At 65.4% G+C, this 23,093-nt stretch carries 24 protein-coding genes; 11 read left to right on the top strand and 13 right to left on the bottom strand.

The annotated features are described in order from the left end of the window. Positions 1-37 precede the first annotated feature (37 nt). Positions 38-583 (top strand): tetratricopeptide repeat protein, encoded by a 546-nt coding sequence (locus QRQ56_RS02430; RefSeq protein ID WP_438737413.1) that lies wholly within the window; start codon positions 38-40, stop codon positions 581-583. Between the two features lie 127 nt (positions 584-710). Continuing rightward, entirely contained in the window at positions 711-2,096 is a 1,386-nt protein-coding gene (locus QRQ56_RS02425; RefSeq protein WP_438737411.1) for a serine hydrolase domain-containing protein, read from the top strand. Here the strand turns inward: QRQ56_RS02425 and QRQ56_RS02420 are convergent. Further along, the gene (locus tag QRQ56_RS02420) at positions 2,086-3,660 is read right to left on the bottom strand and encodes a S10 family peptidase (protein WP_438737409.1); all 1,575 of its coding nucleotides are present in this window, start codon (positions 3,658-3,660) and stop codon (positions 2,086-2,088) included. The two genes, QRQ56_RS02425 and QRQ56_RS02420, sit on opposite strands and share 11 nt — an antisense overlap. 242 nt (positions 3,661-3,902) lie before the next feature. Here QRQ56_RS02420 and QRQ56_RS02415 point away from each other — a divergent pair, with 242 nt between their 5' ends. Then, on the top strand, positions 3,903-4,682 hold the full coding sequence (locus QRQ56_RS02415) for an NAD kinase (protein WP_438737407.1): 780 nt from the start codon (positions 3,903-3,905) through the stop codon (positions 4,680-4,682). 15 nt (positions 4,683-4,697) lie between these two features. Here QRQ56_RS02415 and QRQ56_RS02410 read toward each other — a convergent pair whose 3' ends face one another. Genes QRQ56_RS02410 through QRQ56_RS02400 form a run of 3 tightly spaced genes read right to left on the bottom strand, consistent with a single transcriptional unit; the run spans position 4,698 to position 6,155 of the window. Then, on the bottom strand, positions 4,698-5,282 hold the full coding sequence (locus QRQ56_RS02410; protein ID WP_438737406.1) for a hypothetical protein: 585 nt from the start codon (positions 5,280-5,282) through the stop codon (positions 4,698-4,700). 52 nt (positions 5,283-5,334) lie between these two features. After that, positions 5,335-5,589 carry a helix-turn-helix domain-containing protein gene (locus tag QRQ56_RS02405; protein ID WP_438737404.1) on the bottom strand — a complete coding sequence of 85 codons (255 nt, stop codon included), beginning with the start codon at positions 5,587-5,589 and terminating at the stop codon, positions 5,335-5,337. A gap of 2 nt (positions 5,590-5,591) precedes the next feature. After that, a complete protein-coding gene (locus QRQ56_RS02400; protein WP_438737402.1) occupies positions 5,592-6,155 on the bottom strand; it encodes a DUF2975 domain-containing protein in 564 nt (187 codons plus the stop codon). A 171-nt stretch (positions 6,156-6,326) separates the two neighbouring features. Here QRQ56_RS02400 and QRQ56_RS02395 point away from each other — a divergent pair, with 171 nt between their 5' ends. Together QRQ56_RS02395 and QRQ56_RS02390 are read left to right on the top strand one after the other, a co-directional pair. Further along, positions 6,327-6,872: a response regulator gene (locus QRQ56_RS02395; protein WP_008549760.1), complete on the top strand. Its 546-nt coding sequence runs from the start codon at positions 6,327-6,329 to the stop codon at positions 6,870-6,872. Between the two features lie 29 nt (positions 6,873-6,901). Further along, positions 6,902-7,480 (top strand): Hpt domain-containing protein, encoded by a 579-nt coding sequence (locus QRQ56_RS02390; RefSeq protein WP_438737400.1) that lies wholly within the window; start codon positions 6,902-6,904, stop codon positions 7,478-7,480. 238 nt (positions 7,481-7,718) lie between these two features. On the opposite strand, the gene QRQ56_RS02385 is transcribed toward QRQ56_RS02390, so the two are convergent. The 4 genes from QRQ56_RS02385 to folE form a co-directional block, all read right to left on the bottom strand. Next, the gene (locus QRQ56_RS02385; protein ID WP_438737398.1) at positions 7,719-8,882 is read right to left on the bottom strand and encodes a DUF2336 domain-containing protein; all 1,164 of its coding nucleotides are present in this window, start codon (positions 8,880-8,882) and stop codon (positions 7,719-7,721) included. Between the two features lie 477 nt (positions 8,883-9,359). Next, positions 9,360-10,418: a lytic transglycosylase domain-containing protein gene (locus tag QRQ56_RS02380; protein ID WP_438737397.1), complete on the bottom strand. Its 1,059-nt coding sequence runs from the start codon at positions 10,416-10,418 to the stop codon at positions 9,360-9,362. 198 nt (positions 10,419-10,616) lie between these two features. Continuing rightward, entirely contained in the window at positions 10,617-11,039 is a 423-nt protein-coding gene (gene hisI, locus QRQ56_RS02375; RefSeq protein WP_438737395.1) for a phosphoribosyl-AMP cyclohydrolase, read from the bottom strand. Positions 11,040-11,067: 28 nt separating this feature from the next. After that, a complete protein-coding gene (folE, locus tag QRQ56_RS02370) occupies positions 11,068-11,748 on the bottom strand; it encodes a GTP cyclohydrolase I FolE (RefSeq protein ID WP_298242100.1) in 681 nt (226 codons plus the stop codon). A 241-nt stretch (positions 11,749-11,989) separates the two neighbouring features. Here folE and QRQ56_RS02365 point away from each other — a divergent pair, with 241 nt between their 5' ends. Next, complete coding sequence (locus tag QRQ56_RS02365) at positions 11,990-12,445, top strand: iron-sulfur cluster assembly scaffold protein (RefSeq protein WP_438737393.1); 456 nt, start codon at positions 11,990-11,992, stop codon at positions 12,443-12,445. Positions 12,446-12,584: 139 nt separating this feature from the next. Here the strand turns inward: QRQ56_RS02365 and QRQ56_RS02360 are convergent, their stop codons facing one another. Then, positions 12,585-13,493, bottom strand: a complete 909-nt coding sequence (locus QRQ56_RS02360; RefSeq protein WP_438737391.1) for a hypothetical protein — start codon at positions 13,491-13,493, stop codon at positions 12,585-12,587. A gap of 229 nt (positions 13,494-13,722) precedes the next feature. Between QRQ56_RS02360 and yidD the strand changes: the two genes are divergently transcribed. Together yidD and QRQ56_RS02350 are read left to right on the top strand one after the other, a co-directional pair. Further along, positions 13,723-14,061, top strand: a complete 339-nt coding sequence (yidD, locus tag QRQ56_RS02355) for a membrane protein insertion efficiency factor YidD (RefSeq protein ID WP_438737389.1) — start codon at positions 13,723-13,725, stop codon at positions 14,059-14,061. Between the two features lie 174 nt (positions 14,062-14,235). Further along, entirely contained in the window at positions 14,236-14,364 is a 129-nt protein-coding gene (locus QRQ56_RS02350; RefSeq protein WP_438737388.1) for a hypothetical protein, read from the top strand. On the opposite strand, the gene QRQ56_RS02345 is transcribed toward QRQ56_RS02350, so the two are convergent. Further along, a complete protein-coding gene (locus QRQ56_RS02345) occupies positions 14,365-15,579 on the bottom strand; it encodes a hypothetical protein (RefSeq protein ID WP_438737386.1) in 1,215 nt (404 codons plus the stop codon). It abuts the gene before it with no gap. Between the two features lie 2 nt (positions 15,580-15,581). After that, entirely contained in the window at positions 15,582-16,949 is a 1,368-nt protein-coding gene (locus QRQ56_RS02340; protein ID WP_438737384.1) for an APC family permease, read from the bottom strand. A 353-nt stretch (positions 16,950-17,302) separates the two neighbouring features. On the opposite strand from QRQ56_RS02340, the gene QRQ56_RS02335 reads away from it, so the two are divergent. Continuing rightward, positions 17,303-18,589 (top strand): alpha/beta hydrolase, encoded by a 1,287-nt coding sequence (locus QRQ56_RS02335; protein WP_438737382.1) that lies wholly within the window; start codon positions 17,303-17,305, stop codon positions 18,587-18,589. 181 nt (positions 18,590-18,770) lie between these two features. Then, complete coding sequence (locus QRQ56_RS02330; RefSeq protein WP_438737381.1) at positions 18,771-19,097, top strand: hypothetical protein; 327 nt, start codon at positions 18,771-18,773, stop codon at positions 19,095-19,097. Between the two features lie 37 nt (positions 19,098-19,134). Here the strand turns inward: QRQ56_RS02330 and QRQ56_RS02325 are convergent, their stop codons facing one another. Together QRQ56_RS02325 and QRQ56_RS02320 are read right to left on the bottom strand one after the other, a co-directional pair. Then, a complete protein-coding gene (locus tag QRQ56_RS02325) occupies positions 19,135-19,524 on the bottom strand; it encodes a hypothetical protein (protein WP_438737379.1) in 390 nt (129 codons plus the stop codon). Between the two features lie 90 nt (positions 19,525-19,614). Further along, positions 19,615-20,784, bottom strand: coding sequence for an MFS transporter (locus QRQ56_RS02320; RefSeq protein ID WP_438737377.1), 1,170 nt, complete (start codon positions 20,782-20,784; stop codon positions 19,615-19,617). A 186-nt stretch (positions 20,785-20,970) separates the two neighbouring features. Between QRQ56_RS02320 and thrS the strand changes: the two genes are divergently transcribed. After that, positions 20,971-23,013 carry a threonine--tRNA ligase gene (gene thrS, locus QRQ56_RS02315; RefSeq protein WP_438737375.1) on the top strand — a complete coding sequence of 681 codons (2,043 nt, stop codon included), beginning with the start codon at positions 20,971-20,973 and terminating at the stop codon, positions 23,011-23,013. Positions 23,014-23,093 lie beyond the last annotated feature (80 nt).

The raw sequence follows: 23,093 nt of genomic DNA, 5'->3' as shown, positions 1-23,093 counted from the left end.
CGTGTAGGATCGCCACGTTCCATACGGGAGAACTTAGATGCGCAAACTCTCAATGCTTGTCTTGCCGGGACTCGTCGCCATGTCGCTGGCGGCCGCACCGGTGCTGTCCAGCGCTTATGCCGCCGGCAGCGACGAGCCCTCCTCGCCGCCGAAGTCCGACTCCTCCTCGTCCAAGAAGGGCAAGAAGAAGAGCTCTTCCGTCAACGATCCGAAATTCCTCGCCGCCTACCGCACCGCCTACACCACGATCTACGACAGCCACGACTACAACGGCGCGATCGGCCAGCTGAAGTCGCTCAAGCGCGACGACGTCGCCGACGTCGCCAATCTGATCGGCTACTCCTATCGCAAGCTCGGCGACTACCAGTCGTCGAAGGTCTATTACGAGCTGGCGCTGAAGGACGATCCGAACCACGTCCGCACCTGGCAGTATTACGGCCTCTGGCAGCTCGAGCAGGGCAACCGCGAACAGGCGCAGTACCATCTGAACAAGATCGCCTCGCTCGCCGGCACCGACAGCTCCGAATATCGCTCGCTTGCGACCGCGCTCGACAAGCCGACCGGCGCGACGCTCGTCTACTGACGGCCTGTCGACCAAACGTTTGGCATCTTCGACCGATGCGAACGGGCACACCCCCAGGGGTTGTGCCCGTTCTGCTTTCTCGGCTAGCTTTGCGCACCAAATCTCCCCCCAGCAAATTGGTAGCGCAATGGACCCGTGGCTGCGATCCGCGATCGACTACATCGGCTCCTGGATCGAATTCCAGCTGACGACCATCCAGCAGCCCGGCCTCGTCATCGCCTTCGTCCATCGCGGCCAAATCGTCGCCGAGCATGCCTTCGGTCTTGCCAATCTCGACACCGGCGAGAAGCTCACCCCGCGCCATCTCTTCCGCATCGCTTCCCATTCCAAGAGCTTCACCGCGACCGGCATCATGAAGCTGCGCGAGCAGCGCAAGCTCCGGCTCGACGATCCCATCGGCCAGCATGTCGGCGGCCTGCATCCGCGCGTCGCCGAGACGACGATCGCGCAGGTGCTGTCGCACAGCGCGGGCCTGACGCGCGACGGCGCCGATTCCGGCCAGTTCATCGATCGCCGCCCCTATCTCGACGCGAAGGAATTGCTCGCGGAGCTGAAGCTGCCGACCGCGATCGAGCCCGGCACGCGCTTCAAATATTCCAATCACGGTTTTGGCCTGCTCGGTCTCGTGATCGAGGCCGTCACGAAAGAGCCCTACGCCGTCTGGATCAAGCGCGAGATCATCGAGCCTGCGGGCCTGCGCGCGACCGAGCCGGACGCGCCGCTTCCCAAGGGCGCACCGTTCGCGCGCGGCCACACGCGCCGCGTGCCGCTCGGCGTGCGCTGCGTGATCCCTGGCGACAATCGCACGCATGCAATGGCGTCCGCGACGGGCTTTGCCGCCACCGCCGGCGATACCGCGCGCTTCTTCGCGCAGCTCGCTCCCAACGCCAAGAAGAGCATGCTGTCAGCCGCGAGCCGCCGCGAGATGACGCGGCATCACTGGCGCATCCCGCAAAGCCTCGAGGCCTATTACGGCCTCGGCATCAGCGCCGGCAGGACCGACGGCTGGGACTGGTTCGGTCACGGCGGACACTTCCAGGGCTACATCTCCCGGACCTGCTCGATCCCGGCCTGCGAGCTCACGATTAGCATCATCAGCAACTCCATCGACGGCGGGGCGCCGTTCTGGATGGACGGCGCGATGCAGATCCTGCGCACCTTCAAGACACGCGGTGCAGCCGAGCGCCGCGTGCGCGACTGGACCGGCCGCTGGTGGACGATCTGGGGCGCGACCGATCTCGTCCCTGTCGGCAATCGCGTGCTCGTCGCCAATCCGCAATTCATCAATCCGTTCATGGATGCCGGCGAGATCGAGGTCACCGGCCGCGACACCGGCAAGCTCGTCTGGGCGACCGGTTATGCCAGCCATGGCGAGCCCGTGCGCCGCATCCGCGACAAGCGCGGCAAGGTCAGCGACGTCTGGATCGCGGGCGCCGACATCAAGCCTGCCGGCGTCGTGGCAAAGGAGATCGCGCGGCGCTATCCGCCGCGCAAGCGCCGGCCTACTCCCTGATCATTCCCTCGACCTCGCTGCGAAACGCCTGCCGCGAGCCGCCTTGCGAATAGAACATGTGGCCGCCGGGATAGACGACGAACTTGACGCGCTCCGTCGCGAAGGCCGGCAACTGATCGAGCACGCGTTTCGTGCCGAAATAGGGCGTCGCGAGGTCGAACAGGCCGTGCGCGACCAGCACGTTCAGCCTGGCATCGGTGGCGAGGATCTGGCGCAGCTCGGACACCGATTGCGGCGGGTTGATGCCGCGGCCGAAATCCCAGTGGCCTTCGACCGCGCCGTTGAGCACTTCGTAGGAACCGTCGGGCCGCCAGTTGAGCTTGCGCGTGAGCACGTCGACCGCGGCGCTCGTCAGCGGCGCCTGCAGCGCATCGCCCGAGGGGTCGCCGAACCGCGAGCTGCTGGAATCCGGATAGGGATCGAAACCGCGCACCGAGGCGTCGTAGCGTCCCGTCACCTTGCCGTTCTTGCGATCGAGCTCGCGGCGGAATTCACCGACGTCGAAACGGCCGGCGAGCCTGCGGCTCACCTCCTGGTCGATGCCGGTGAGCGCGGCGACCCTGTCGGCGAGACGATTGGTGGCCTCCTTGTCGGCCTCGCCCTTGACGAGGTCGGCCAGAAACTCGCCACGCGCGTAAGCCTCGACGTCGGCGAGATCGGCGCGCTTGACCGGCGGCCCTTTAGCCTCGCGCGCCACCGCGACGTAGCTCGGCAGCGTCGCGACGTATTGCAGCAGGCTGGTGCCGGTGAACTCGCGGAAGTCCAGCAGCGGCGACACCAGGATCAGGCCCTTGATGCCGACGCCGTGCTGGATCTGCAACTGGCGCACGACCTTCGGCCCGCGAATGCCGCCGTAGCTCTCGCCCGCGACGAATTTCGGCGAGGTCAGGCGATCGTGCTTCTCGAGCCAGCGGCGGATCACCAGGGCGATGGTGTTGGCGTCGCCGTCGACGGAATAGAACGATTTGCGCGCGTCCTCGCCGCTCGCGACGAAGCGACTGTAGCCGGTGCTGACGGGATCGATGAAGACGAGATCGGTGAAGTCGAGCCAGGTCTCCGCGTTCGGCTTCACCTCGGGCGAGGCCGACGGCGACAGCCCCTCGCCGTCGAGCGGCAGGCGCCACGGACCGGCCGCGCCGAACTGCAGCCACGCCGAGGACGCGCCGGGCCCGCCGTTGAACAGGAACGTGACCGGCCGCGTGGCGGGATCGGCGCCGTCGAGCTGGTAGGACATATAGGCGATGTCGGCCAGCGGCTCGCCCTTGCCGCCGTCGAACACGCGGATGGAGCCCGCGGTCGCGGCGAAATTGAGGGTGCGGCCGGGCAGCTCCAGCGTCTGCCGGGTGGTCGCGTCAGGCGGGAGACGGTGCGGCTCGGCCGCCGACGGCGACGCCTGCGCCGCACCTTGCGCGCCACCGCCACGGCCGCCCTTCTGGCCCGCCGGCGAGGCCGCCTCGACGCGCGGCTGCGGCGGATCCTCCGCGCGCGCGACGCTCGCGAGCGCGACCGCGGACACCGCCAGCACGAGCCCGGTTCGTCGCAGCGTCGGCAAGATCGTGAGCATGATCGTTCTCCCTGCCCGGCTGTCATAGCCGATGCACCGCGAAGCTAGCGGGGAATTGCGACGGTTTGCGGGATCATTAGTCGATGGCGCGCCCGCGCCGGCTCATATCAACCCGTTTTGTTCTCCGGATCGACCACCCGCCCGTTTGCCTTGGGGAACGGTGATCCTCGACAATGCAGGTCCACCTCGTATAGACGAGCCCGGCGGAATTTCCTCCAGCCAGCGGCCGTGCCCCACAAGCCATGACCAAATCCCCGCGATACGACCGGATCGCCTTCGTCGCCAGCCCGAGCAGCGAGGCGCAGGCCGCCATCGGTCAGCTCACCCGGGACTACGGCAATTGCACCCCTGCGGAGGCCGACATCGTGGTCGCGCTCGGCGGCGACGGCTTGATGCTGCAGACGCTGCACCAGAACATGCACACGGGAAAGCCGATCTACGGCATGCATCGCGGCACCGTCGGCTTCCTGATGAACGAATACGCGACGCACGATCTGCGCGCGCGGCTCGAGGCTGCGCATGAATCCGAGATCAATCCGCTTCTGATGCGTGCGACCGACGTCAACGACCGCGTCCATTTGCACCACGCCATCAACGAGGTTGCCCTGTTCCGGCAGACCTATCAGGCGGCGCGCTTGAGGATCATGATCGACGAGCGCGAGCGAATGCCCGAGCTGATCGCCGACGGCATCATGGTGGCGACGCCGGCCGGCTCGACCGCCTACAATCTGTCGGCGCAGGGACCGATCCTGCCGATCAACGCGGCTCTGCTGGCGCTGACGCCGATCAGCCCCTTCCGCCCGCGCCGCTGGCGCGGCGCGCTGCTGCCCAACACGGCCTATGTCGTGATCGAGGTGCTGGAGGGCGACAAGCGCCCCGTGGCGGCGGTCGCCGACCACGACGAAGTCCGCGACGTCCGCCGCGTCGAGGTGTTGTCCGACAAGACCATCTCGATGCGGATGCTGTTCGACCCCGGCCACAGCCTGGAAGAGCGGATCCTGCGCGAGCAGTTCGGCTATTGAGCCTGCGCCTTGCGGTCACTGGCCGCAGGGCTGGATGGATTCCAGGCCTTCCGCCAGAGCGGGATCGCTGAGCATGTCGAAATCGCTGACGACGGGGACGAAGCTCTTCGTCTCCGAGGTCATCAGATAGATCGTGACGGGCAGAGCGGCCTGCGGCGCGGCGTTGGCGCGGCAGAATTCCTTGGCCGCGGCGCCGAGCCCCATCGACCCGCGCTTGCCTTGCTTTCCCTGCTCGACCATGGCTGCGCGCAGCGCCTCGAAACGCGCGGCATCGGCCGGTGACAGGCGATAGGCGTGGGTCGCAGATCCCGGCGGCGGCGCCGGCAGGCCGCCGCGATCGCGCGCCTCGCTCATCTCCATCATGGCAAAACTGGTCCTGGTCTCGGCTTCTCCCGTCACCTTGGTGACGACGTCGAGCTTGACGCCGCCCGAGCGCGGCCGCAGCACCTCGGGCAATTGCACGGCGACGCGCAGCATCGACAGATCCGTCGTCCTGGCATCGATGCGGGCAAGCCGCGGGATCGATGTCAACGGCACCGAGCTGCAACCGGCAAGCGCAAGCGCAGTCGCGCTCGCAAGAACGCGCACGAGGCGGTCCATCGCAGACGTCTCCAGTCCTAAGTTGAAAGGGGCTTGAGTTGAGAAAGCCTGGCTAGGCCGACTTGCGGTCGGCCGCGCGCGGCTCCAGCGCGTCGTCCGTGCTGTCGGGGACGTATTCCAGGATGTCGCCGGGCTGGCAGTCGAGCACGGCGCAGATCCGCTCCAGCGTGTCGAAGCGGATGCCGCGCACCTTGCCCGATTTCAGCAGCGAGACGTTCGCCTCGGTGAGCTCGATGCGCGCGGCGAGTTCGCGCGACCTGATCTTGCGCTTGGCAAGCATGACGTCGAGATTGACGATGATCGGCATGGTCAGATGATCTCGCTGTTCTCGTGCCACAGGCGGACGGCATCCGCCATCACGGTGGCGAAGGCGACGAGCGCGAGGCCGCTCAGCACCGACAGCACCTGCGACTGCTCGATGCCGAACATCACCACGATCTGGCCCGGCTGGTTCGCCCGCGTCAGGTTGATCGTGGTCAGCATCTGCACCAAAGGCGAGATCAGCGCGTTGGCGATCAGCGCCAGGCCCATGCGGCGGATCCGCCAGGCGTTTTTGGTCACGAACACCTCGCCGCGCGCGAAGTGCGAGAACAGCATCGAGAGTTGCAGCAAGGCGTAGAGAACAGGCGCAAGGCCAGTCAGGCTGATCAGCGCGCCGATGAAGCGCGTGCCGAGGTGAAGGGTGAACGGCCGCCCCCCAAGCGGAGACTGTGTCGCGATCCAGTGCCGCAGCAGCTCGTCGCTCGACCAGAGCAGCGGCACGGCGAGCACCGCCCCGACGATGCAGACCAGCGCGCCGATCGCCACGATCCGTCCGATGCGGCGCAGCCGCGGCTCGACCGGTGCGGGGTAAGGAAACGCGATCACGCTCATCGGATGAACTCCCCTTCGAATGAGTATTTTTATTGTTTTACGATAAAAAATGGCAAAATTACGATATCACTTTGCTTGTACTCCGAAGGCCCCTTCAAAAGCAGCGGCAACCCTTCGTTAACCCTCGCCACGATATGGTTAACGAAGATTGACCGCTTCGGCCCGGGCGACATGTTCCGCATCGACTTCAACAAGCTGCGCTTCCTCGTCTGCGACGACAATCCGCACATGCGCCGGATCCTGCGCACGCTGCTGCACTCGTTCGGCGCACGCGAAGTCTACGAAGCCGAGGACGGCGCCACGGCGCTGGAAATGTACAGCCATTACGTGCCCGACATCGTGATCACCGACTGGGCCATGCCGATCTTCGACGGGCTCGAGCTCGCGCAGATGATCCGGCAGCCGGAATCCAAGGGCAACCCTTACGCGCCCATCATCATGCTGACCGGTCATTCCGAGAAGCGCCGCGTCACAGTGGCGCGCGATGCCGGCGTCACCGAATTCCTGGCCAAGCCGATCTCGGCCAAGGGCCTCTATCAGCGCATCCTCAACGTCGTCGCCAATCCCCGCCCCTTCATCAAGACCAAGACCTATTTCGGTCCGGACCGGCGCCGCAACACCAACTCCGCCTATATGGGCCCCGAACGCCGCGTCGGCGAAAAGCACGAGGTGCTGCAGCAGCCCTCGCTGCTCGACAAGGCCCGCTCCTCCATCTAGCGCAGGCGTCTTCAGACGGGACAGGCATCATGGCGAAGAACAGCGCAAAGGACATCGAGGTCAAGGCCTTCGCCACGCATCAAATCATCACGCAGCCCAATCCGCTGCGCAAGGTTTTGCGACGCGTCGAGGAGAAGGACCTCGACGATCCCGTCGGCCGCGCCGAGCAGGCGCTCGCGGGTCTGTCCGGCGAGTTCAAGGAATGGATGACGATCGAGGTCAACCGCCTTTCGGCCGCCTATGTCGCCATCCGCAATGACGGCTTCACCAAGGAGCGGCGCGACGAGCTGTTCCACGCCGCCCACGACATCAAGGGTGACGCCGCCACGTTCGGCTATCCGGCCGCGTCGGGAATCGCCGAGAGCCTGTGCCGGGTCATCGAGCACGCGCCCGCCCTGGAGAAGGTCCCGAGCGAGCTGTTCACGCATCACATCAACGCCATTCTCGCCATCCTGCACGAGAATACGCGGCTCGACAGCATCAGCGTCTCCGCCGAGCTCAGCCGCCGACTGCGCAAGGTCGCCGACGATTATCTCACCCAGGTCAACCGCGACCGCCCCGAGCATCTCGAGATGATCCTGGCGCCGAGCATCGCGCCGGCGGAATAAGGCTGAGCTCTCTCCTCCTCGTCATTGCGAGCGCAGCGAAGCAATCCAGAATCCCTCCGCGGAGAGATTCTGGATTGCTTCGTCGCTTTGCTCCTCGCAATGACGGTGGTTGGAAAGCCGGGCTCTATCAACACGCCTGGGATCGTAGGGTGGATTAGCGCAGCGTAATCCACCTCTTTGGTATCCGCAGAAACAGACGTGGTGGGTTACGGCTTCGCATAACCCCTACCGCATCTCGTTACGCCGCGATCAGGTCGTCGTAGACGTCTTCGTCCGCGATCTCGTCGCAGAACAGCCTCGCCTCTTCGCGCGCCGATTCCGTGGCGAAGCGGCGCAGCAGGACCATCAGCGGCTCGGTGGCGCCGCGGTCGGTCTCGCAATGGGTGAGTACGCGCTCGACCATGCGCCGGCGCAGCCGCACCACGCCGTCGTCGCTGTCGACAAAGCCCTGCTCGTGGCAGGCATCGAGCGCGACCTGGAACGCCGCGAACGTCGCCTCGGGCAGTCCGGCCCGGCGGAGAACCGCATGCAGGCTGTTGCCGCCGCGGTCGTGCAGCAGCGCGGTGACGCGCGCCAGCGGCAGATCGGCAAGCTCGGCCAGTGCCGCGTCGAACAAATCGAGATTGCTCGACAAGAGCGCGCGCAAGATCAGCCCGGCGGTGAGCTGGCCCGTGACGCGCAGATGATGCACGAGGCCCTGCATGTCCTCGCCGCGCGAGCGCGCCGCGATGTTGATGGTGGAGCGGTCGCGCGCCTCGACGGTGATGCGCTCGGCACGATCGGCGCTCAGCCAGTTCCGCGCCACGACGAATTGCGCCAAGGTCTCGGACAGCTTCGCCACCAGCGCGGCGCGCGTTGCGGACGGCAGATCGTCCAGCACCAGCATCGCCTCACGGATCGCGGCAAGATGTCCGTGGCGCTCGACGATGCGATTCCAGGAAAACGGCGCGAGCTCGGCGTGCGGATTTTCGATCAACTCCAGCGCGGCAGCCGCGCAGCCGACTTCGGCAATCGCGGCGCAGACCGAGACCGGCAGCGCGATGCGGCGGGCGACCGCGCATTGCACGTCGTCATTGCCGGTGGCGACGATGTCGACGAGATCGGCGTCGATCAGGAGCGGGGAATGCTCGAGCACGGGTAGCGCGACGGACGGCTGGTCCGCCGACAGCGCCCGCACGATCGATGCCGGCGCCTCCGCGCTGCGCGCGAATGCCTCGGCCATCGCCTGCCGCACCAGCGGCGAGGGATCGTCGAGCAGCATCAGCAACGCGCCTTCGGCAGCGATGCGGTCGTCGTGGGAAAGGTCCGAGATCAGCCAGGCCCGGGCCAACGCCCGTGTGGCCTCGGCCCGCTCGCCGGCGGGCGCCGTTCTGATCCAATTGATGAACTGCCGAACAATCATGCTGCTTCCGGCTTACACAACAAACGAAAACGGTGACGGCTCGTCACCTGCAACACAAAATAAACCACGACGCTTAACAAAGCGTTCACCATAACTGGCTGGTTTTATTGATGATTTGTTAAGGGAGTAAATCGCCGCGCTCGCGTGCCCCGGACGCAGCGCAGCAGCGTTTCACGCCGCAGCGCGTCCGGGACACGAGAGGACGATAGCCCTCGCCCGTCCTACGTCATTGCGAGCACAGCGAAGCAATCCAGAGATGCATCCGCGGAGGGATGCTGGATTGCTTCGCTGTGCTCGCAATGACGGTGTTGATGCAGCTGCGACAAACGTCTCGCTCTTGTGCCCCGGACGCGGCGCAGCACGAGGTGGTGCGCAGCGTCCGGGGCAGGATTCTAGAGGGAGAGTTTGCGAGGCATGGGTCCCGGCTCTGAGCAGCAACGCTCCGCGTCACAGCGCGTCCGAGACACGAGAGCGGGTCTAGCTCGAGAACGTGCCGCTGCGGTCGCTGAAGAGATCGAGCGGTTGAGGCGGTCGCACGTCCGGCGTGGCCGAGGCGACCGAGGTCAGTGAGGCGTTGTTGCCCCACAATTTCTGCACCGTGGCCGAGACCGGCTGGGCATCGCCGGGCTGATAGATCGAGCGGAAGGCCGGCGTGGTCGGCGCGCTGTCCGCGACCGTCGTGGACGATGTCGCGCTCACGGGCGTCACGGCATTGGTGTTGGGAAAGGTCTGGAGATAGGCCGCGTTGTCGACCATCGGCGCGGTCGGCTGCACGCCGTTCGCGCTCGCAACCTGCGTCGTCGAGGGCGTACCGCCATACATCGCCATCGCGCTGCGGGTCGTTTTCGAATTGGCCGCGCTGGCATAGCGCGCGTCCAGCACCGAATAGACTTCGGAGACGCTGCGGGCGCGGCCGTCCTTGGCGTAGAAGATCGAGCGGTTGGCGGAGGCCGCGTTGGGAAACAGCCGCGCACCGACCGCTTGCGGATTGTCCTCGGCATTGGCGATCAGCTTGGCCGCTCCGCCGACGCCCATGAAATGCGCCATGTACAGCTCGCTGTCGCTCGGCCGGCGCCCGAGCAGACCGGTGAGCTTGAAGCTGTTCGACTGCGTCAGCGCGGCCGCCATACTGGAGGCGGCTTCCGGATCGTCGCGCAGCTTCATGATCGAGCGCTTCATCGCGGGATCGTCGACGGTGTAGGTGCCTGACGAAGTGCGGGTGATGGCGTCGGAATAGTTGCCGTAGCCGAGCTGGGTGCCCGCCTCCTTCACCGTGCCGAGCCAGGTTTGGTCGATGAACTGGTAGAGCCCGTGCGCGGACGAGGTGCTGGCCCCTGCCGTCGGATCGAAATCCGATTCCATCTTGGCGGTGGTCAGCATGTACTGGAAGCTGACGCCGGCGACGTTCGAGGCCTGCTTGATCGCACCGGCGACCCGCGCCCGCGTCGGATCGAGAGCGGCCGTCTGCGTGGCACTGGAATTGTCGACCGACATGATGAAGTGCCCGCCTCGCGCGGCGTTGAGCGGCGCCGGCAATTCGGACGCCCTGTCGTCTCACCGTGGGACAGGTATGGTTAATGCGGGGTTAATTCTGCCCGCTCGGTCATTCCGGGCCGCACCGCAGGTGCGAGCTACGGTGCGCAATTGCGCACCGGAGAATCCATTCCACCGCGCGTTATGCCGCGCGATGGATTCCGGGTTCGGCTCTGCGAGCCGCCCCGGAATGACGGAGAGCTATTTCTTGTAGACGTCGCTGGGATCGAACAGCCGCTCGGCATCGGCGAAGACCAGCTTCGCGCCGCCGCCCTCGCCCTCGACCTTGCGGTAGAAGCACGAGCGCCGGCCGGTGTGGCAGGCCGCGCCGATCTGCTCGACACGAATCCAGACCGCGTCCTGATCGCAATCGGTCCGCATCTCGACGACGCGCTGGGTTTGACCTGAGGTCTCACCTTTTCGCCACAAGGCCTTGCGCGATCGGCTGAAGTACCAGGCCTCGCCAGTCGCGATGGTCTTGCGCAGCGCCTCGTCGTTCATGTGCGCGACCATCAGCACGTCGCCGTTGGCGACGTCGGTCGCGACGACGGTCACGAGGCCGTTCGCATCGAAGCGCGGCAGGAAGGACAAGCCTTCCTCTATCTCATGGGAGTGAGCGGACACGGGCGACCTCGCCGATCTGTTCGCGAGGTCAGCGCTGCAGGCCTCGCACCAGGGACAGGAAACGGGCCTGCTCCGCCGGATTGTCGCGGAACATGCCGGTGAATCGGCTGGTGAAGGTGGAGGCGCCATGCTTGGCGACGCCACGCACCGACATGCAGGTATGCTCGGCCTCGATCAGCACGGCAACGCCGCGGGGCTTGAGCACCTCGTCGATGGCGGCTGCGATCTGTGCCGTCAGATGCTCTTGGGTCTGGAGCCGGCGGGCGAAGATGTCGGTGAGACGGGCGAGCTTGGACAGGCCGACGACGCGCTCCACCGGGGTATAGGCGATGTGAGCCTTGCCGTAGAACGGCATCATGTGATGCTCGCACTGCGAGGTGAACTCGATGTCGCGCACCAGCACGAAATCGTCATAGCCGGCGGTCTCGCCGAAGGTGCGGTCGAGCACCTCGGCCGGGCACTGGTGGTAGCCCTGATAGAGTTCGTCGAAGGCCTCGACCACGCGGCGCGGCGTGTCGAGCAGGCCCTCGCGCTCGGTGTTCTCGCCGATATAGGCGAGCAGCGTCTTCACGGCTGCTTCCGCCTCGGCACGCGCCGGGCGCGGCTGGTCGGCGCGGACGGCGGCCGCGAGGAATTCGGCGGGATCAAGCTCGGCCGGACGGGTCTCGGGCTGCTTGTTGGGGCGGATCGGCTTGATGGTCGCGTCCATGTCTACTCCGTTCGACGGCCTTAACGGCCGGAGTGTCACCGGCAGACGGGGCGGCAAGCCGCCGGACGCCTGAAGAGAACAGTTTTGACGAAAAAGGGCCTTGGGTAAAACGCCGGACGCGCAGATCTGGATCACTGCCGCCGCACCGCTGGACTGTTTTTCCGCCAGTTCCGACCCTATATAGGACCCTGGACGGCGCCCGCCAAGGCCGATCCGATGCGGAAGTCCCGGACCCCATCACATGCTGAACGACATTTATAACAAGCGGATCATCGAGCTGGCCGGCAATATTCCGCGTCTCGGACGGTTGTCGGACGCCGATGCCACAGCGACCGCCCATTCCAAATTGTGCGGCTCGACCGTGAAGGTCGACCTGAAGATGGACGGCGACAAGGTCACCGATTTCGCCCACGACGTGAAGGCGTGCGCGCTTGGCCAGGCCTCTTCATCCATCATGGCAAGTCATGTGGTCGGATCGACTGCGAGCGAACTCCGTGAGTTACGCGAAACCGTTCGCAAGATGCTGAAAGAGAATGGCGCACCTCCCGAAGGCAAGTGGGAGGAGATCAGATTCCTCGAGCCGGTACGCGACTACAAGGCGCGCCACGCCTCGACCCTTCTCACCTTCGATGCCGTGGTCGATGCCATCGGCCAGATCGAGGCCAAGGCCAAGCAGCCGGCCGCGGCGCAGGGCTGAACTCACCCTCTCCGCCGTTTCCGGGCGACGCGCAGCATCGCACCCTGGTTGCGCAATTGCGCATCCGGGAATCTCACGCATCAACATCTGGATTCCCGGTTCGCCGCCTGGCGACACCCGGGAATGAGGATGGGGAATCTTACTTCTGCGACGCTGTCGCCGGGGCCGCGGTACCGCCGGTCGGCACCAGGGCCTCCGCCGTCTTGGTCGACTTCGAAGCTTGCTCCTTGGAAGCCTGCTCCGGTTCCGCGCCGAACCGCGCCTGCGTCTTCGGGGCCAGCTCCGCCATCGCCGGCGCGGAGATGTCCACGTGCGGCAGCACGTCGGCCACGAGATTAGTCGTCACGAGATTGGTGAGCTTGAGTTCGCCGGCGTCCAGCTCGTGCAGATCTTCCCAGGGCGGAACACTGAGCGCGAGCGACAGCAGATCGCCGGCACCGCCCATGTCGAAGGTGTATTTGGCGAGACGGCCGATGTCGCGCTCCACGATCATCAGATCCTGCGCGCTGTAGCTCGCCGCCTTGGCGTCGTCGGCACGGTCGCCCATCCAGATCTGGTGGACCCGGACGTGAGCGGCTTCCGGCACGTAGCGCTTCTTGCCGGCCAGCAGCAGGAACACGCACATGGATTCGCAATAGGCCTCGGGCGCGACCGCCGGACGGGCCGACTGAGCACCGCGGAGGCTGACGCCGACCGTGGTCAGGAGGCCGAGATTGCGGAAGCGCCGGCCGAGCGTGATCGCGTCGTTGACGGAACCGCCGCTGGAATCCAGCACCACGGTGGCGCCACCGATCTGACGGCCGCGAGAAAACTCTTCGAAATCTTTCGGGGTATCGGCAGTGATGATGCCGACCGCGCTGACCCAGCCGCGGCAATTCGGCTCGCAGGCAATCCAGTTGAACTTCATCGGAAGCTTGCGCTCTTCGAGCGCGCCGCCGGCCTTGGCCGATGACCCGAATGTCGCGACGGCGCCAGCCAGCGCAACTCCACAGACGGCGGTTCCCACCAGCAACCAGCCGCGAAGGTTAAGCGACTTCAGAACTTTCAAACTGGTCCCTTCCCCAAGCCCCAGAGGCGATTCAGGCAAGCCCCGTTTTGCGTCCGACGAGTGTACACATGGACGTCACAAAAATGGTATCCGGGGGAATACAGATCGTCCATAGGTACTTGCTGCACTGCTCCCAGAAAGCATGCAAAATATGGCGCGCAAACAACACCTTACAGTTCCTTGCTCCGGAACCGTGCAACTCACAGCGTAACCTGACGGCACCGCGCACATGAAGCATTCAGCCTGCGGGCATTGTTCCAGTTCGGTCGAGGGGGCGCTGCGACTCCCGCGCCGACTCGGTCGCGCGCTGATCTGGCTGTACCGGCACACGCTGTCGCCGCTGGTCGGTTACAATTGCCGGCACCTGCCGACCTGCTCCGTGTATGGCGACGAGGCAATCGAACGGTTCGGCCTCTGGGCCGGCGGCTGGATGACGCTGGCACGGCTGCTGCGCTGCAACCCATTCGGCACCTCGGGTATCGACAACGTGCCGCTCGCCGCGCCGAAAGGCGCGCGCTGGTATCTGCCCTGGCGCTATGGTCGCTGGTGCGGCGTCAACGCGTCCTGAGATTGCAACCGATGCCTTGCGCATCGCTGGCCCGCGCGGAACTCCGGACTTTCTTCCTGCGTTGTTTCGATGCTCCCCCGGGAGGAAACAACAATGCGCTGGAAAATCAGCCCTTATCTTCTGCTCAGGCCTGGGTCCTCCCACGGCTCCAGGCGGCAGCATGACCCCCGCGCCATGGATCTGCTTGCGATCGTCGGCTTGCTGATGCTCGTGCTCGGCTCCGGCTGGTATCTGGCATCGAGCCTGGCGACGGCGCCCAGCACGACGGCCTTCATCGTGCCGAGCCAGAGCGTGCACTGGTAATCAGCGGAACCAGTAGAAACGCCCCGGCGGTGGCGGGATCGGCTCGGGCGGCCGCAGCCGTTTCGGACGCGGCGCCCTCGGCGTCGGCTCGGCAGACGAGGTCGCCTCCCCGCCCGGTACCGTTTCGGTGCCCGGCACTCTCACCGAAAGCAGCAGGTTCGATTCGTGCATCCGCCAGCGATAGCCGACGCCGAAATCGATCGGCTTGGCGCGCGTGAACAACTCGGCGTAGCGCTCCTGGTAGCGGCCGGGGAATTCACCGATCGGCCCGAGATAGCGGCCGAACGGGAAGAACCGCCATTGCCGCGCACCGTAGTTCGCAAGCGGAATGCCGGAATCGTCCTGGATGATGGTGGCGCTGTTGGCGAGCAGCCAGTCGCGGACGACCGCAAAGTCGCTCTTGTGCAGCAGGTAGGATGCACTCTTGAGCAGGCTGTTGCCCGGCCCAAGCGTCTCGCAGAATTTCAGGAAACCGGTGTTGCGCGCGCCGGCATTGGAAAGATCGGTCGAGAAATAATACAGCGTGCGCGCTTCGCCATCGCCGCCCGCAAAGGTGATGCGAACGCCGCGCGTGGCGTTACGCCCCGGATTGTCCTCGCCGACATGGAGCCCTCCCTTGTCGTCGAGCGCGATCGTCTCGACGTTGCGGATGGTCTTGCCCGAGCGCGCCAGGAAGACATAGAGGATCGGCAAGGTGCCGTTGACCTGGTTGGCGTGCAGGTCGACCTTCATCTGCTTGGTGATGAAGAACGAGAAGCTCAGGATCGAGCCGAGCGAGCGCTCGACATTGTAGAGCGCCGCGCCGACCGAACCGCGCGGCAGCCGTGTCAGATCGGGGACGGCGCCGACCGGCTCCAGCGCACCGAGCACATAGGTGCTGGCCTTGGAGTAGAAGGCATTCGCATAGAGGAAATCGGGGCCGCTGAACATGTAGAACATGGTCGGCCGCGGCGCGGCCAGATTGACGTCGGCCCAGTCGCGGATCTTCGAGAGCTGGCGCTGCTCGAGCTGGGCGAAGGCGCCGTCGAAGAATTTCGCGTGGCGCTGCCAGGCAGGATCCTTCGTGAGCGGCAGCAGCGGCGAGTCCGCCGAAGGCTGCATGCCTGCGAGGAAGCGCGCGGTGTCGTCGAAGGTAGCGTCGGCGGCGCGTGCGGAGGAGACGGCCACGGCCAGCAGGGCAAGGGCGGCGGCCGCAATTCTCAGGGCTCGGACCATGTCTATTCGCGATTATGTGACGTGTCAGCGGCGACCGGCCGCCGGCGGAAAACAGCATAAATCAACAGGCCGGAGAGCATCACCAGCATCCCCGAGAGCGACTGCACCGGCCGCTCGGTCAACAGGTAGTACATCATGAACCCGGTCACGAGCAGGAAAACCAGCGGCGTGAACGGGTATCCCCAGGCGCGATAGGGCCTCGGCAAATCCGGATCGGTGATGCGCAGCTTGATGACGCCGGCGACCGTGAAGAACGAGCAGAACAGCAGCGCGAACTGGATGAAGTCGAGCACCGCCTCGAAGCTGCGCGTGAACAGCAGGAGATTGGCGACCGCGAGCTGAAACAGGATGGCATAGGCGGGCGCGCCGCTCGTCGATCGCTTCGAGAACACCCGCAGCGATGGAATGTCCTCTCCCATCGTCATCATCACCCGCGGGCCGATCCACATCATCGCGGAGATCGAGGAGATCAGGCCGACGCAGATCATGGCGCCGACGATGCGCCCCCCGAGGCTGCCGAAGATGGCGCTGCCGGCGACGCTGGCGACATCGAGCTGGCCGGCGAGCGCGCTGACCGGCGTCGAATGCAGGAACACCGCGTTCAGCGCCACATACAGCACAAGCACGATCAGCGTGCCCGCGAGCAGCGCGCGCGGCAAATCCCGCTGCGGCATGTTCATCTCGCCGATGATGTAGGTCGCGGCATTCCAGCCCGAGAACGAGTACATCACGAAGACGAGCCCGATCGCGAACGGCGCGCTGACGATGTGGGCGAGATCGCCCGGCTGCGGCGTGAAGGCGATCGGCTGCGGCACGCCGATGACGAAGCCGGCGACCAGGAAGGCGACGATCAGCACGACCTTGAGGATGGTCGAGATCAGCTGGAAGGTCGAGGAGTGCCTGACACCGGTGAGCTGCACCAACGAGACCAGCCACACCACAGCGATGGCGAGCGGGATCGGCGGCAGATCGGGCACAACCGATTTGGCGTATTCGCCAAACGCCATCGCGGCGAGCGCGACCGGTGCGGCGAAGCCCACCGTCGCCGAGACCCAGCCGGCAAGAAAGCCGAAAGCCGGGTGATAGGCCCGGCCGAGGAAATTGTACTCGCCGCTCGAGCGCGGAAACATCGCCCCGAGCTCGCTATAGGCGAACACCCCGCAGAGCGCGACGATGCCGCCGACGGTCCACAGCAGCAGGATCGAGAAACCGGACGGGATGTCCTTGACCTGGAAGCCGAGGCTGGTGAAGACGCCGACCCCGATCATATCGGCCACGACGATGGCGGTTGCGACCAGAACCGAGACCCCGCTCCCGCCTCCCGTCAGGCGGCCAGTCCAGGGGGCAGTTCCCGCATCTGATGCCGTCATCGGGGTCCTCGGCCTCAAGGCGTCTTGCCTCGCGGGCGCATCGTGCAACTTGGCCCAGTCAATTCAAGCAGGGTTAACAAGGGTTAAATGAGGCGGCCAAAACGGGTACTCCGGCACCGCTTATTCCCGCTGTCGGGCAAGAAAGCTGCGTTTGCCCCGGAAAACCCCGTTCCCCTTCCCCACAATCAGGACACGATTACATGGTCCTTTTGAGCGTTCCGGATGTGGGGAAGTTTCTCCGGACGCTTAACGTCGCCTAAACGCCGGTCGGCTCAATTGTCTTGATATGCCGATGGACGTGACTTTGGGGTCATGGGTGGATGGTCGGGGCCGTTCCGAAACTGAGAGCTGACATGCGCGATGACCGGACACCGTCCGGTCGGCGCGGTCGTGCGCTCCGGATTGGCCTGGTCTCAGCCTTGGTGCCGCTGTCGCTGACGCTGGTTCAATGCGGCAAGGCGCCGAACCCGGCGGCCCTCGCGGCGAACTCGCAGGCCAATGTTCAGGTCGTTGCCAAGACCAATCAGCAAGTCGCAAGCGGCGACACGTTCGAGGATCGCTTCCCGGCTCCGCAATTCAGGGAGCGTTTCCCCACGGCGAGCGAGAGTCTCCTGCAGCGGCAGATGTCGGACTTCTCGCCCAAGCGGGCCGTTCAGGCACCGCCGGAGCAGGCGCCGTACAAGGTCGCCTCGCTCGAGCCGCAGGTCCCCTACAAGCGCCCGCCCCGCGACGATTTGACGACGCTCGTCAGCATGAAGTCGTCGGCGTTCCCCTATTTCGGCAACAACCCCGCCTCCGAGGCGCCCTTCCTCAACATCAGCAAGGGCGACCGCCGCGGACATCGCAGCTATTCCGGGCGCGTGTTCTGGCAGGACGAGACCTACAATGACAGCCGCGTGCTGATGCACGTGCCCGAGCATTTCGACGTGCGCAAGCCGGGCGTGATCGTGGTGTTCTTCCACGGCAATGGCGCAACGCTCGAACGCGACGTGCGCGATCGCCAGCTGGTGCCCAGGCAGATCACCGATTCCGGCGCCAATGCCGTGCTGCTCGCCCCGCAGATGGCGGTCGATGCCGCCGATTCCAGCGCCGGCAAGTTCTGGCAGCCGGGCGGCTTCAAGCGCTTCATGGCGGAATCGGCCGAGCACCTCGCCCGCGTCACCGGCGATCCCAACAGCGCGCGCGCCTTCGCCAACATGCCGATCGTGATCGTCGGCTACAGCGGCGGCTTCCTGCCGACGGCCTGGAGCCTCGAGGTCGGCGGCATCAGCGACCGCGTCCGCGGCGTCGTGCTGCTGGACGCCGTCTACGGCGAAATGGACAAGTTCGCATCCTGGATCGAGAGCCACCGCTCCGGCTTCTTCGTCAGCGCCTACACCCGCGGCACGGCGCGGCGCGACCGCGAGCTGATGAGCACGCTCCGCCAGAAGGGCATCAGCGTCGCCGAGGACATGGACGGACCCTTGCGCCCCGGCAGCGTCGTGTTCGTCGAGACTGGCGACGGCATCACACATCGCGACTATGTCACTCGTGCCTGGACGCGGGATCCGCTCAAGGACGTGCTGGTGAAGATGTCGGCGACGCCGTCGCTGGCGCTCACGCGCGTAGCGGCCACTAGTTCATCCGCGTCGAGCCGCTGACGCGCACGCTTGCGATATTGCGCCCCTCGGGATTTTGGCGGCACTGCCCGCAATTGCCTCAGGCTTTGATCAAATTGTGATGTTGATGGCCGACATCCCCCGGACGTCACCGGATTGCTTCCGTCGACAACGGCCATAACGTGCCGACCACGTCGTGATTGGAATTCTGCGGGGACATGCAGTGCGTCAGGGATTGTACAAGGTCGACTTCCACACCGTTCACGGAACCGGCTGTGGCGTCGTCTATGTGATGGGCGGCAAGATGCGCGGGGGCAATTCGGCCTTCGCCTTCATCGGCACCTATACGGGCGAAGGCGACAGCATCAAGGTCAAGATCTCGACCGAGCGCTACAATGACGACCCGTCCTTCAAGGCGTTGTTCGGCCTCGACCGGATCACGCTGGCGCTCGCCGGCCGCGAGGACGGCGACACCGCGGAATTCGAAGGCAACGCGCTGCAACTGCCGGGCATCGCCTTCCGCGCCGTGCTCAGCCGCATCAGCGACTGAGCATCGGCCGACGGCGTCAACTCTTTGATCAGCTCTTTCAGCTCTTGGGCAGCTTCGGAATGCTCTCGGCGAAGCCGTTGTAGCAGGCGAGCCGCTCGTCCTCTTCCTTGAAGAATTTGCAATCGGCGTAGCCCTTGGCCTTCGCCGGTTTCGGCTTCGGCGCCGGCGGGATAATGGCGTCGTAGCAGTTCAGCCGGTCCTTGGTGCCGTCATCGAGCTCCAGGCAGGCCTGGAGCCGCGCGGCGATCGACTGCGGCTTGCCCTTCGGCGCCGCGGCCGGCTTTGCCGCCGCTTCCTTGGTCCCCGCTTTCGTCCCCTTGGGCTTGACCTGCACCAAGGGCTTGTCCCCGACCATCGGTGGCTTGTCGGCTTGCGCGAACGCGGAGGCTGAATAGAGCACCGCGGCAACCGCCAGAATCATCCTCATTTCAGTCAACTCTCTTTGGTCCCCATGACGGGCCTTCTAGCGCTCCCGCGCGCGGTTTGCCAAGCACCTTGCGCACAGGAAACGCCGGAGTCAGGCCGTCGCGGCAACCCGACGGGGCCGGGTCAGGACCACAAGGGTCAGCGCCAGCGCGACGAAACCGACCGCAACGAAGCCGAGCGTATGCAGCAGCTCGCGTGCGAACAACACCCCGCCGATGGCGGAGCCGACGGCCTGGCCGACATAGAGGACCGACGTGTTGAGCGCGACGGTCGCCGATGCAAGGGGCGGCGCCGCCGCGACCAGCCGCACCTGCTGCATCGAATTGGTCGAGGCAAAGCCGAGCCCCCAGACCGCGACCCCGGCGGTCATGAACGCAAGCGTGCCCGCGCCCAACGCCCAGCCGGCGATACCGGTCAGCAGCAGGCAGGTGAACAGCAGCGAGGTGCGGTAAGGGCCCCAGCGATCGACGATGCGGGTGGCGATGACGACGCCGAGGAAGCCGCAGATGCCGTAGAGCGCGAACACCGTGCCGACCGCATCTGGGCCGGCGCCGGTGAGCTTGTTGACCAGAGGGCCCATGAAGGTGAACACCACGAACTGCCCCGACATCTGCAGCATCGTGATCGCAAGCAGCAGCAGGATTGTGGTGTTGCGGCCGACCTCGGCCCAGGTCTTCAGGTCCACCGGCGCACCCTTCAGGCCCGCCGGCAGGCGCAGCAGCAACAGCACGAAGCTGAGGCAGCCGAGCACACCGATCTCGGCATAGGCCGCGCGCCAGCCGTAGCGGCTGGCGATGAAGGTGATCAGCGGCAGGCCGACGGCGGCGGCCAGCGACCAGCCGAGGAAGATGTACGCGATGGTGCTGCCACGCCGCTCCGCCGGCACGATCAACGCCGCCGTGCCCGCCGCCTGCGGCGTATAGAGCGCACCGACCGCGAGCATCACGAGGCGGATGATCAGGAGGCCGGTGTAGTCGGTCGCAAAGGCCGAGGCAAGATTGCCGAGCGCGAGCACGGCGAGCGTCGCGGTCAGCAGCGTGCGCCGCTCGATGCGGCTGGTCAGCCAGGCCGTCAGCGGCGAGCCGATGCACAGCGTCACCGCGCCGAAGGTGATCAAGAGCCCAGCCGCATGGATGCTGGTCCCGAGTCCCGCCGACAATTCCGGCAGCATGCCCGCAGGCGCCAGCACCGAGCAGCCGGTGACGAGATTGCCGAGCATCAGGGCGGTCGGCGCGAAACGGCCGGCGGGCGAGCTTTCCATGCAAATGCATGTAGAGCCGACTTGCGGCCGGTTAAAGGGCACGGCTCGAAATAGTTGGTGCAATGTCCCGGCTTTTGCGCGCCACTTTCTTGGAAATGCCTGATTGCGCAGGCCGAATCGCCTGTTATATCGCTCGTTCCCGCTTACCTGCGCTCGTTCGCAGGAGTGAGCCTCAGGAGAAAAGCAATGACCGAACAGCCCAAGTCCGAATCCGGCTTCCAATATTCCCTCAGCAATTTGAAACCCGTGACCCCCGCCGCAAAAGTTACCCTCACCTTCCCCGACGGCGCCCGACGCGAATACGACAAGGGCATCACCGGCCTCGATATCGCCAAGGGCATCTCGCCGTCGCTGGCGAAGCGCACGGTCGCGATGGCGCTCGACGGCGCGCTCGCCGATCTCAACGATCCCATTGAGGACGACGCCAAGATCGAGCTCGTCAATCGCGACGATCCGCGCGCGCTCGAACTGATCCGCCACGACTGCGCCCACGTGCTCGCCGAAGCCGTGCAGGCGCTGTGGCCCGGCACGCAGGTCACCATCGGCCCCGTGATCGAAAACGGCTTCTATTACGACTTCTTCCGCAACGAGCCGTTCACGCCGGAAGACTTTGCCGCGATCGAGAAAAAGATGCGCGAGATCATCGCGCGCGACAAACCCTTCACGAAAGAGGTTTGGGATCGCGAAAAAACAAAACAGGTGTTCCGTGACAAGGGCGAGGCCTTCAAGGTCGAGCTGGTCGACGCCATTCCCGGCACCGAGCCGATCAAGATCTACTACCAGGGCGACTGGTTCGACCTCTGCCGCGGCCCGCACATGACCTCGACCGGCAAGGTCGGCAATGCGTTCAAGCTGATGAAGGTAGCCGGCGCCTATTGGCGCGGCGACAGCAACAACCCGATGCTGACGCGCATCTACGGCACCGCCTTCGCCAAGCAGGAGGACCTCGACGCTTATCTGAAGCAGATCGAGGAAGCCGAAAAGCGCGACCATCGCAAGCTCGGGCGCGAGCTCGACCTCTTCCACTTCCAGGAGGAAGGCCCGGGCGTCGTGTTCTGGCACGCCAAGGGCTGGACCATCTTCCAGCAGCTGATCGCCTATATGCGCCGCCGCCTGACCGGCGATTACAGCGAGGTCAACGCGCCGCAGATCCTCGACAAGTCGCTGTGGGAGACCTCGGGCCATTGGGGCTGGTACCGCGAGAACATGTTCGCGGCCCAGTCGGCCGGTGACGAGGCCGAGGACAAGCGCTGGTTTGCGCTGAAGCCGATGAACTGCCCGGGTCACGTGCAGATCTTCAAGCACGGCCTGAAGAGCTACCGCGACCTGCCCCTGCGCCTTGCCGAATTCGGCGTGGTGCATCGCTACGAGCCGTCCGGAGCCATGCACGGCTTGATGCGCGTGCGCGGCTTCACCCAGGACGACGCGCACATCTTCTGCACCGAGGACCAGCTCGCCGAGGAATGCCTCAAGATCAACGATCTGATCCTGTCGACCTATGCCGATTTCGGCTTCACCGGCGATCTCACCGTCAAGCTGTCGACGCGGCCGGACAAGCGCGTCGGCACGGACGAGATGTGGGATCACGCCGAACGCGTGATGGCGACGGTGCTGCGCGAGATCCAGTCGCAGAGCAATCACATCAAGACCGAGATCAATCCGGGCGAAGGCGCCTTCTACGGGCCGAAGTTCGAATATGTGCTGCGCGACGCCATCGGCCGCGACTGGCAGTGCGGCACCACGCAGGTCGACTTCAACCTGCCGGAGCGGTTCGGCGCGTTCTACATCGACCATGACGGCGGCAAGAAACCGCCCGTGATGGTGCACCGCGCGATCTGCGGCTCGATGGAGCGCTATATCGGCATCCTGATCGAGCACTATGCCGGCAACTTCCCGCTCTGGCTCTCGCCGGTGCAGGCGGTGGTCACCACCATCACCTCGGAAGGCGACGAATACGCCAAGGTGGTGATGGAGCAGGCCCGGCGCGCCGGTCTTCGGGTCGAGATCGACCTGCGCAACGAGAAGATCAACTACAAGGTCCGCGAGCACTCGCTGGCCAAGATCCCGGCGCTGCTCGTGGTCGGCAAGAAAGAGGCCGAGTCGCATTCGGTCTCGGTTCGCCGGCTCGGCAGCGATGGCCAGAAGGTGATGACGACCGAGGAGGCGATCGCGGCGCTGGTCGACGAGGCGACCCCGCCCGACGTGAGGCGGGCACGCGGCCTCGTCTGATCTCTGAAATCGATCTAAATTCGCTTCCGGTTGCGGGCGTGCATGCTTATCTGGGCATGGCACGCCCGCAGACCATTTGA

This window comes from Bradyrhizobium sp. U531 (assembly GCF_051710265.1).
Taxonomy (GTDB): Bacteria; Pseudomonadota; Alphaproteobacteria; order Rhizobiales; family Xanthobacteraceae; genus Bradyrhizobium.
The sequence above is the reverse complement of the archived record's forward strand: the minus strand, read 5'-3'. Positions and strand labels throughout refer to the sequence as shown.